Origin of the sequence: Pseudogracilibacillus amylolyticus (SeqCode), assembly GCF_051918545.1 — a bacterium.
Classification (GTDB): domain Bacteria; phylum Bacillota; class Bacilli; order Bacillales; family Amphibacillaceae; genus Pseudogracilibacillus.
In genome coordinates this window covers 1-10,100 of sequence record NZ_JBPPZG010000042.1, presented here as the reverse complement: position 1 = coordinate 10,100, position 10,100 = coordinate 1, and the positions used below count along the sequence as shown (strand labels likewise).

Here is a 10,100-nt window from a genome sequence, read left to right as displayed (position 1 = left end):
TATCTCTTCATTAATACTATTCACAAGAAGTGAAACAGGTGACAAGACACAAGTATAGTCGTATAATGTTAGTAATTGAATGAATGTGAATATATTCACATACTTTAGGGGGGGAAGGGCTTGAAACATTATTTAGCAAGAAAAGGGATAACCTTATCTGCACAGGAATATATCATTAAAGCATTAAGTTATATGGCTCTGGGACTATTTTCATCATTAATTATTGGATTAATTTTTAAAACGATTGGGGAACAGTTAGGTCTTGCGTTTTTTGTCGAGATCGGTGAGTTTGCAATGGATTCAAAAGTAATGGGAGGGGCGATTGGTGTCGCTATTGCATATGGATTAAAAGCACCGCCCCTAGTATTGTTTTCAGCTCTTTTTGCCGGAGCATTCGGAGCAGAACTTGGGGGCCCAGCAGGAAGTTACGTAGCTGTTATTTTTGCAACTGAGTTCGGAAAACTTGTGTATAACCTGACGAGAGTAGATATAATTGTGACTCCTTTCGTTACAATTCTTGTCGGCTATATCACAGGTAAATTAATTGGAATGCCGATAAACACATTTATGCTTTGGTTCGGTGAAATTATTAATTGGTCTACAGCGCAAAGACCTTTTATTATGGGAATTCTGGTAGCTGTATTAATGGGATGGGCGTTAACAGCACCTATTTCGAGTGTAGCAATCGCTTTTATGCTTTCGCTTGATGGATTAGCTGCAGGAGCGGCTGCAATTGGATGTTCAGCGCAAATGATAGGGTTTGCAGTTTCAAGTTACCGCGACAACGGATTTGGTGGCTTTTTAGCTCAAGCTATTGGTACTTCCATGTTACAAGTACCTAATATTTTAAGAAAACCAGCCATTCTTATACCACCAACCATAGCGGGTATGATTCTAGCACCAATCGGCACTGTTTGGCTTAAAATGACGAATAACACAGCTGGTGCCGGAATGGGTACGAGCGGACTTGTTGGTCAGATCATGGCGTTTGAAGCGATGGGCTTTTCCATGAAGGTTTTTTGGTCTGTCTTCATGTTGCATATTGTAGCCCCCGCAATTATAAGTATTATTTTTACCGTAATATTAAGGAAAATCGGCTGGATTAAACTTGGTGATATGAAAATTAATTATGAATAACAATTGATTGTTGCATGACATATTAGAAAACTTGGCTTATCGTTAAAGAAAACATGCCCCTTCAAAGGGGTATGCCGACGTTAGGCGCAAAGCCTGTTCTTAGTCGGCCTTCCTGGCGAAAGACAGAGGTGATGTTTGCACTTATGCTAAGTAAGTGCAAGCCTTGGCGAGAGTATGAGTTGCACTTACGAGTGATTGACGTGCTAGTACTGGCTTTGCGACAAATCATTACGGTGGGACGAACGAAAGTGCAGTCCCAGGACGTCGCGTTTTTAGCCAGTGAGCAGTAGGAAAGTTTTAAACTTTCTTATCTGCTAAAAAAAGTTATATTGTGTTTTAGTTCGCTTATAATTTTCTAGAAAAATACCGTTAACCCTTTGAATGTAGCAAATTAAGCATTAATAAGAAATAAACTGATAAATAAGATACAATAAAAGAATAATGCAATTTAGTTTTAAACTTTAAGAAGATGTTCAAAAAGTCCGGTGAAAATGACTCATCAAGAGGGGAACTTCGACTAAATACCGACACGTCCTGTGTCGAACGTCGAAGTCACCACATCCTGTGGAAGCTCGTTGGCTTGTTTCTCCGCTACTCATGTATCTAAATGCATACATTCCGCTGCTCGAAACTGCGCCGCCTCGAACTTCTTGGTTCTTTTCATCCTCCTTTTTGAACACGCACTTTAAAAAATTTGTGATGAAAAATGGAACTTAACATTCAATTATATTAAGATAACATATAATGCTATTGTCTTAGGGGGATGAAAAATTGGTTCAATTTATGCAGAGGGCTGTCGAACTGGCTGTAGAAAATGTTCAAGAAGGCGGAGAACCTTTGAAAATGTGGAAAGAGAGACAGCAAAATGGATAATATAAATATGGAAAGACTAGCTAAAATTGCATTGGAAAATGGCAGAGATTACTCCGGATTACAAACGATTAAGAAAATCAAAGGTGGCTCAATTAATGAAGCATATTATGTGCAAACAATAGATGCAGAATTTTTCATGAAATTCCATGCTAATTCACCAAAAGATTTTTTTAAAAGCGAAGCAACCGGATTAAGAATTATTAAAGAAACAGGTACAATCTCAGTTCCAAATTATTTATCTTATTCTGACCAACCTGGAAAAGCCTTTTTATTATTGGATTGGATAGAAGGGGCAAAGACAGATAAAACGGAAGTGATCCTAGGACAAAAACTAGCTGAGTTACATCGATGTTTTGGCAGAATGCATGGATTTAAAAATGACACATATATTGGTTTATTACCGCAACCGAATGAACTAAATGCAAATTGGTTAGAATATTTTCGAACGTTTAGACTTGGTTCACAATTGGAGCAAGGAATCCAAAAAGGGTTAATTGACGGAACTCGTCGTAAGCGGATGGAGCTTTTAATGGAACGATTGAATGAATGGGTTCCGAGTTTTGTGGAACCATCTCATTTGCACGGAGATCTTTATGCAGGCAACTGGATAGTCGGACCAGGTGGAGAACCATATATTGTTGATCCTTCGTTTTTATATGGTGATCGTCATTTTGAGATTGCATATACTGAATTGTTTGGTGGTTTTTCAAATAAGTTTTATGAGGCATATGAGGAAAGTTATCCTTTAAGAAAAGATTATGAGGATGTTAAACCGATTTATCAGCTATATTATTTAATAGCCCACCTCAATTTATTTGGAGAAACTTACGGTAAAGATATTGATAATATTTTAAATCGATATATAGGAGAACTATAAAAATAGTGAAAAAAATCACACCTCCAATTGTTGAAATAGTGTATGGTTTAGTTGTAAACTAAAAGCAGTTTGGAGGTTTTTGTTTTGACCTTTTATGATGTTCTTGTCGTTATTCATGTATTTTCTGCTATCGTTGGCTTAGGGCCGGGATTTGTCATGATTTACATAGTTACAAAAGCCGAGACGATGACGGAATTAAGACATGTTTATAAAATCCGAAACAAAATCCATATTTTTGTTATGATTGGTGGGACACTACTGCTACTGACAGGATTAGTTATGGGGATATTACGCCCATATTTATTTGGCCAAATTTGGTTCATAAGCAGTCTTGTACTTTTTCTAATCGCTTTAGGGGCAGGACCTTTCCTACTTTCTCCAAAGTCAAAACCGATAAAAAAAATATTGAAAGAACATGAAGGAGAGCATATTCCTGAACGATATTATGAACTTTCAAAAGAATTGTTTTTTTATGAACGAATTACCAATATAATTTTTTTCATTATCATATTATTAATGATTACAAAACCTTTTTAACGCACTTCCGAAAGAAGTCTCCCTCTTCAAGCGTGTGAAGGGCGTAGCTTAGGCGGTAAGGGGGAGATGAATTTCGGTTGGGATAGCCAAAATTTTTTCCACATGATACAATGGGAACATATATTCTTATAGGGGAGGTGATTTGATATGGCTAAACAAAATAAAGCGTATAAGTTCCGATTATATCCAACAGATGAACAGGCCTTGATGATACACAAAACCTTCGGCTGTGTTCGTTTTGTCTATAACAAGATGTTAGCTGAACGAAAAGAAACGTATGAGGGACTAAAAGATGATAAAGAAGCGTTTAGAAAACTTGGCATTCGCCAAGCTTTTCCAGCGAATGCCTTAGTTGCATTTATGCGAGTCAAGAAAGAATTTATACTTTCTGCCAAAAAAGGTCTGTCAGCATCCAAAAGCTTCTCTACCATGATTATTTACGAACTTAAAAGGCAGTGAGCGAAGGCCGTTTATAAATAAAAAAACGAGAATAATCTCTCGTATTTTTTATCTTTATTTATTTCACTTTTTTCCGTTTTTCTTCAACAAAGCTTCTTAACTCCTTCGCAAATTCACGAAAGTTATCAGGTGTAAGTTTTTCTACATCCGTCCCTTCTCCTGAATGTTTTTCTACCGTCCCGTCTTCAAACTGCAACCATAACTTCCAACTATACCCATCTTCATAAGTGCCTGGATCTTCAAATGTATAATCAGTTTTCCATTCTTGGACATCATATTTTCCCAAAATTTCATGAACCTGATCTGCCCCATTGATCTCAACAATCCCACCTTGAGCACGGAGCCCACGACCACTGATGATAGGATTAATATAAATTTCATTATTTTGTATATCAATTGCTACCGCCTCATATGGAACATCAATAGACCATTCATCAAAAAAGACTTTAATCACTTCTTTGATAGAATGTTTTTCCGTTGCCTCTGGAGCTTTATCGATATGCCTAAAATCAAAAATATCTTTTTGCGTCACATGACTTCCCTCACTATCATTACTATTTAGTTCCTTTTCATTTATATCCTTCTGACTCGTTGTTTCATCTTTGTCTTGATTTGTAGATGACTGGCAACCGAGTAATAATAAACAAATAATAAAAATAGATAAATAGCTTAGTTGTTTTTTCATTCATTTACACCTTCATTTATTTTGTCAAACATTTCATCCATATGTAGTTTGGAGTTAGGCAAGTATTCATTGACACTCTCTATCTGTTCATCTCTAAATTCTCCATCTTCTATCATGATGCTTCCATAATAACTAGCAAATCCTTCTTTGTTTGGTTCATTCGTTCGCTCACGAGTGTCTTCATTAATCCAGTAATCTAGCTCGTGATGACCCCATCTTCCTAAGATTTCATTTAAAGTTACCCCACCATAAACATCAGATACATTATGATGTTCGTCAGCATATAATTCACCTGATATCTGGGTTTGAATAGTACCAAATAAGTCATCTTCTGCATTTGTCAAATCTATATCCGATGACGGTCCTTTATGAATCGCTACTTTCACAATATTATTTATCATTTTCTTTTTATCTGAAACATTAATTTCATCGTATTCTGCCTTATTTAATTCATTTCTAAGTTCTGTCCGTATTCTATTTTCTACATCCCCATGCATATGTTCAGCCAATGTCTTCCCATTAGTTTGATAAACATTTGAATAAAAGTCATCCATGTCTTTGTCCACACCATAATTATAATCAATCGCATGCCCTAGTTCATGAAAAAAAGTAAAGTATGCTCCCCGGTCATTCGTACGATCTCTTTCATACACATAGGTGATTGTATTATCTGAATGCATAAAATAGGACGGTTGACTCTTCTTATCAGGATCTACCTCTACTAAAATCAACTCCATCCTATCCAAATACTTCATCGCCAGCGTCCGATACGGCTCCTCCGCCACATACATTAAATACTTAATTTCCGTCCTATCTTTCGCATCCAAAACAGTAAGAAATTCATCCGTCGTTTCCACATAATCTGGATGTCTCTCTTCATATTTAATAATCGTAATAATTTTTTCAAGGTCTCCAGGATAACCCTTAAGATAATCTCCAAATTTAGCTTTCGCTTTTCGTGTATAATGAATCTCGTCTAGTTTCTGAATCCAGCTTAAATCCATTCCTTGTGTACTAAATGTTCCGGTTTTACGATTAAACCCCTTTCCACCTTGAATCTGACTAAGGCCAAGCATTACATTTCTAGCAAGTTGCAGCGCAGTATCATAATTACTCGCAGACGCACTATTAAACATATATAAATTTTCTAATTTCTCCTCAAGTTTCCGTTGCATATGTTTGTAAATAAGAATGGATACTTCAAATATGGGGGTATTTTCATTTAATGTTTCAAGGTTTGTTATCATCCGGGTAATTTCTTGGATTTGCTCCCTAACTTCTTGCTCCACAACATCTGTCGTCGCTACTTGTGCTCTAAAATCACTAGGGTATTTATCATTTTGGCGAATTAATTCCTCACATAAATAAATAATTCCTTCGGCAAGCGGAAGATATGTTTGAGTCATGAAAACTTTAGCGGAATGATATGTTTTACCTTGTAGAGAAAATGCTAGGGTAAAGGAAGTAATTGAAGATATCGTTTGTTCCATTGATTGGATAATTTCGATACAAATCGCATTCGCACTATTTTTTTGTGCATCAGTTTCCCCTAAATACATGTTTAGGCTCATGTATCTTCCCCCCGCTCAATCGAACGCTTCAATTCGTATAAGTTCTCTTCCAAATAAAATAATTCTTGTCTCTCTTTCATTAACTCGTTCTTTTTGCTATCAAGGTCATGTAAAATCTGCCGTTTGCAATGTTGCAGTTCTAGTCTATCGTACTCAATTGCATTGGCTAACTCTTCATCCTCATGCCACACATTATATAAGCGCTCAAACAAATGCTCACCCTGATTATTTATTTCAAGAAAATGATTCTCTGTTTGTTCATATTCGGCTAGTGCACGCTGATTTTGTTCCTGCCTGTCCTGTAGATCTTGTAGCCTTAAATTAATTCGATTAATTTCATTCACCGACATAGAAGATCACCCATTTTTCGCCTTTTGATACGTATTTAAATCCCGAAGTGCCTCATTAATTGGTAAAAGTTGTTTGATCGCAGTATCCAATTCCTGGTCCGTCCGCTCAAATTCTTTTGCAACTGTATGGATATTTTCGATCGTTTCTTGAAAACTTTGATTAAAAAGCTGAACTAGTTTTATTGCTTCTTGATTCGCTTCTTGTGCCTTAGCATTCACCGCGAGAGTAGTTTTTTCCGCATGAGGAATCTGTTTACTAACCGCGGTCTGGATCGCATCCGAGGCATTCCCCATTTCAGTAGCAATATCCTCTGCAGTTTTCAAACTACTTTGAATCATATTATTCCCTACCTATCTATACCGTTTCTAGAACTTACCAATTTTATAGCTTTCATTATATCAACTAGAATAAATCATAACAAGGGAATAAAGTGCAAGAAATACACGGTAAATTCTTCACAAAAACTCCTACAATATATTTACTTACTTTTTAACTTGGGTCTATAGACATTGGAGCAAAAAATGTTTTTTCTTCATTTATTCAACCCGTTTACTTTTAATATAGTTACTTTGTCATGGTGGTCTCCAACTTGGTAAATTTTTAGCTCAAGAAAAAAATGTGGCGAAACACGTACAAATTGCTTAGTTCTGACGATAATGCGGAGTCGCAAACATAATAAGCCAAAAGACTGCTCTCGTACAAATATAAAAAAAGCCCTCTAGTACCAAATTAAAGTACTAGACAGGACTTTTCCTTCATCCCTCAGCCGAGATCGGTTTTTTTAGAGAAAAATATAATACACCTAATCCAACGAACACAATAAGTAAACCAATCCAGACACTTTCCGTAAATCCTAAAGCCAAATATCCCGCACCTGCTATCCCCGCAGCAACAAGAGCATAAGGAAGTTGGGTCATCACATGGTCAATATGATGACAATTTGATCCTGTCGCTGATAAAATCGTTGTATCGGAAATCGGTGAGCAATGATCGCCAAAAACTGCACCCGCCAAGACAGCGGCAAGCATTGGTAAGATTAATTCAATATGAGTCGCAGCCGCAATTTGCCCAGCAATCGGAAGAAGTAAAGCAAAAGCCCCCCAAGAAGTTCCGGTTGAAAAGGCGATTAAACCGGCAATGATAAAAATGATAAACGGTAATAAGGCAAATGGTAGATTGGATTTTTCAACAACATCCGCCAAATACGATCCTGTTCCTAGCTGATCAATCAAATCACTTATCGTCCAGGCAAGAACTAAAATGATAACTGCTGGCATCATTGCTTTCATACCGTTTAAAATACTACCAAAAAAATGACTTCCATTTAACTCCCTTTTTGCCACATGTCTGAGAAAGAATAAAATCGTAGTCAAAACTGCTACAATTCCACCATAAAATAAAGCTGTGGAAACATCCGCTTCACCTAAAATAGCAATGACACTTTTTTCCCCAGCACCTAACTCCCTTACACCCGTCCAGAAAATAAATCCAATCGTAGCAACAAATAATACAATAATCGGTACAATTAATTCCGATGTTTTTCCTAAACTGCTCGTTGACCCTGCTTCCAAATCTCCTGAAGTTTTCACATCCGATCTAGAAACTTCCCCCGTCTTGATCGCATGCAACTCATGCTTTTTCATCGGGCCAAAATCTGCTTGTTTAAGCGCAATAACAAACACAACTCCAAGCGCTGACCAAACATAAAAATTCATCGGAATCATGAGTAGAAAAGCACCCAGCTCGGTATAGTCGACAATATTATGCGTCGTTAAAACCATCCCAATCAACCCAAGAATGTACGCACCCCAACTAGACACCGGTGCAATAACACAAACTGGAGCAGCTGTCGAGTCAACGATATATGCCAGTTTTGCCCGTGAAATCCGGTGTTTGTCTGTAATCGGTCTAGCAACTTGTCCGACCGTCAAACAATTGAAATAATCATCAATAAATAACACAATCCCAAGAAATATCGTCATAATCTGTGCACCAACCCGCGTTTTCACACGCCGAATCATCCAATCACCAAACGCCATCGTTGCGCCCATCACACTAACAAAATTCGTTATAATTCCAAGCAGTAAAATAAAAAATATAATATATACATTCCACGTATTTAATCCGCCATCTTCTATAAACACACCTTTTAACGCCCCGAACATAAGCCGAGCTGCATCGCTGACATGAAATTGTGCTATAAATAAGGCCGACGCAATAATTCCCACACCTAAAGAAATGAGAACACGCCGAGTAAGCAGAACCATAATAATTGCCAATAACGGCGGAATGAGTGACCAAAAAGAATCTGCCAAAATTAATACTCTCCTTCATGATGCAATAACAAAATTTTAACCTCTCCTATTATAACGCAAAAATAGAAGATGTGAGAATGAAGTACATCCCCGCAATTGCTTTTTTGGAAAAATCCACTCCTAACAAACCAACAATTGTTCAATAAATTTGTACGTCACCCGAGTACGGATTTAATTACCAGATGTGTATCTCCATCAAGGGTCACAATCTGTCTAGATCAGACAGGGTTCTTTTTAAGTTTTTTTATTAGAGATTGAAGGCGTGCAATAGTGGTAAAAATTATGTAGAGTCACTCTCTTAACATGCTGAGTGGTAAATGATTATGCAGAGTCAATCCCTCAACATGCTGAGTGGCAAATTTTTATGCAGAGTCAACTCGCTCTGCATGCCGAGTGACAAAATATTATGCAGAGTCAATCCCTCAACATGCTGAGTGGCAAAATATTATGCAGAGTCACTCGCCCAACATGCTGAGTGGCAAAATATTATGCAGAGTCGCTCGCCCAACATGCCGAGTGGCAAATTTTTATGCAGAGTCGCTCGCCCAACATGCTGAGTGGCAAAATATTATGCAGAGTCACTCGCCCAACATGCTGAGTGGCAAAATATTATGCTGAGTCACTCACTCAACATGCTGAGTGACAATATATATGCGGAATCACTCACTCAACATACTGAGTGACAATATATATGCTGAGTCACTCGCTCGACATGCTCGAGTGGCAAATTATTATGCAGAGTCGCTCGCCCAACATGCTGAGTGACAAAATATTATGCTGAGTCACTCACTCAACATGCTAAGTGGCAAAATATTGTGCTGAGTCACTCGCTCGACATGCTGAGTGGCAAAATATTATGCAGAGTCACTCGCCCAACATGCTGAGTGGCAAAATATTATGCAGAGTCGCTCCCTCTGCATGCCGAGTGGCAAAATATTATGCAGAGTCACTCACTCAACATGCTGAGTGGCAAATTTTTATGCAGAGTCGCCCGACATGCGAAGTAACAAATATCGTCCACACACTATAATTAAACAGCGAATTTTACATCAATATACAATAAACTAAGCACACCGAAAATTTCTGAATTAACTAATATCAAATAATGTTATAATAAAATGAAACAGAACACATGAAGGGGGAAAACAATATTAATAGAAAATCGGATGTCAACGCATATGCAGCAGCACTAGGATACGCATCAATCATTGGGTTTTCTTTTTTATTTGTAAAAATTTCTTTAACCGTAACTAATACTCTCGATCTTTTAGCGTATCGTTTTACTGCCGCCTTTC

8 protein-coding genes and 2 pseudogenes are annotated in these 10,100 nt (G+C 37.4%); 4 read left to right on the top strand and 6 right to left on the bottom strand.

Annotated features, from left to right (window positions below; genetic code table 11):
- Window positions 1–120: 120 nt before the first annotated feature.
- The 4 genes and pseudogenes from ACPYKA_RS06930 to ACPYKA_RS06915 form a co-directional block, all read left to right on the top strand.
- On the top strand, window positions 121–1,137 hold the full coding sequence (locus tag ACPYKA_RS06930; RefSeq protein ID WP_479541616.1) for a PTS sugar transporter subunit IIC: 1,017 nt from the start codon (window positions 121–123) through the stop codon (window positions 1,135–1,137).
- Window positions 1,138–2,002: 865 nt separating this feature from the next.
- Window positions 2,003–2,887: a fructosamine kinase family protein gene (locus tag ACPYKA_RS06925; protein WP_479541615.1), complete on the top strand. Its 885-nt coding sequence runs from the start codon at window positions 2,003–2,005 to the stop codon at window positions 2,885–2,887.
- 84 nt (window positions 2,888–2,971) lie between these two features.
- Window positions 2,972–3,424, top strand: coding sequence for a DUF2269 family protein (locus tag ACPYKA_RS06920; RefSeq protein WP_479541614.1), 453 nt, complete (start codon window positions 2,972–2,974; stop codon window positions 3,422–3,424).
- A gap of 147 nt (window positions 3,425–3,571) precedes the next feature.
- Window positions 3,572–3,739: pseudogene (locus tag ACPYKA_RS06915) on the top strand (helix-turn-helix domain-containing protein); the annotation flags it as partial.
- Between the two features lie 202 nt (window positions 3,740–3,941).
- Here ACPYKA_RS06915 and ACPYKA_RS06910 read toward each other — a convergent pair.
- The 6 genes and pseudogenes from ACPYKA_RS06910 to ACPYKA_RS06885 form a co-directional block, all read right to left on the bottom strand.
- Window positions 3,942–4,568 carry a hypothetical protein gene (locus ACPYKA_RS06910; protein ID WP_479541613.1) on the bottom strand — a complete coding sequence of 209 codons (627 nt, stop codon included), beginning with the start codon at window positions 4,566–4,568 and terminating at the stop codon, window positions 3,942–3,944.
- A complete protein-coding gene (locus ACPYKA_RS06905) occupies window positions 4,565–6,139 on the bottom strand; it encodes an LXG domain-containing protein (protein ID WP_479541612.1) in 1,575 nt (524 codons plus the stop codon). The genes ACPYKA_RS06910 and ACPYKA_RS06905 overlap by 4 nt, the downstream gene beginning before the upstream one ends.
- Window positions 6,136–6,489 (bottom strand): DUF3958 family protein, encoded by a 354-nt coding sequence (locus ACPYKA_RS06900; protein WP_479541611.1) that lies wholly within the window; start codon window positions 6,487–6,489, stop codon window positions 6,136–6,138. Before ACPYKA_RS06900 ends, ACPYKA_RS06905 begins: the two co-directional genes overlap by 4 nt.
- A 72-nt stretch (window positions 6,490–6,561) precedes the next feature.
- Window positions 6,562–6,828: pseudogene (locus tag ACPYKA_RS06895) on the bottom strand (TIGR04197 family type VII secretion effector); the annotation flags it as partial.
- Window positions 6,829–7,245: 417 nt separating this feature from the next.
- Window positions 7,246–8,805, bottom strand: a complete 1,560-nt coding sequence (locus tag ACPYKA_RS06890; RefSeq protein ID WP_479541610.1) for a Na+/H+ antiporter NhaC family protein — start codon at window positions 8,803–8,805, stop codon at window positions 7,246–7,248.
- 1,098 nt (window positions 8,806–9,903) lie between these two features.
- Window positions 9,904–10,100, bottom strand: a 197-nt coding sequence (locus tag ACPYKA_RS06885; protein WP_479541628.1) for a hypothetical protein, incomplete at its 5' end; no start/stop codon positions are given.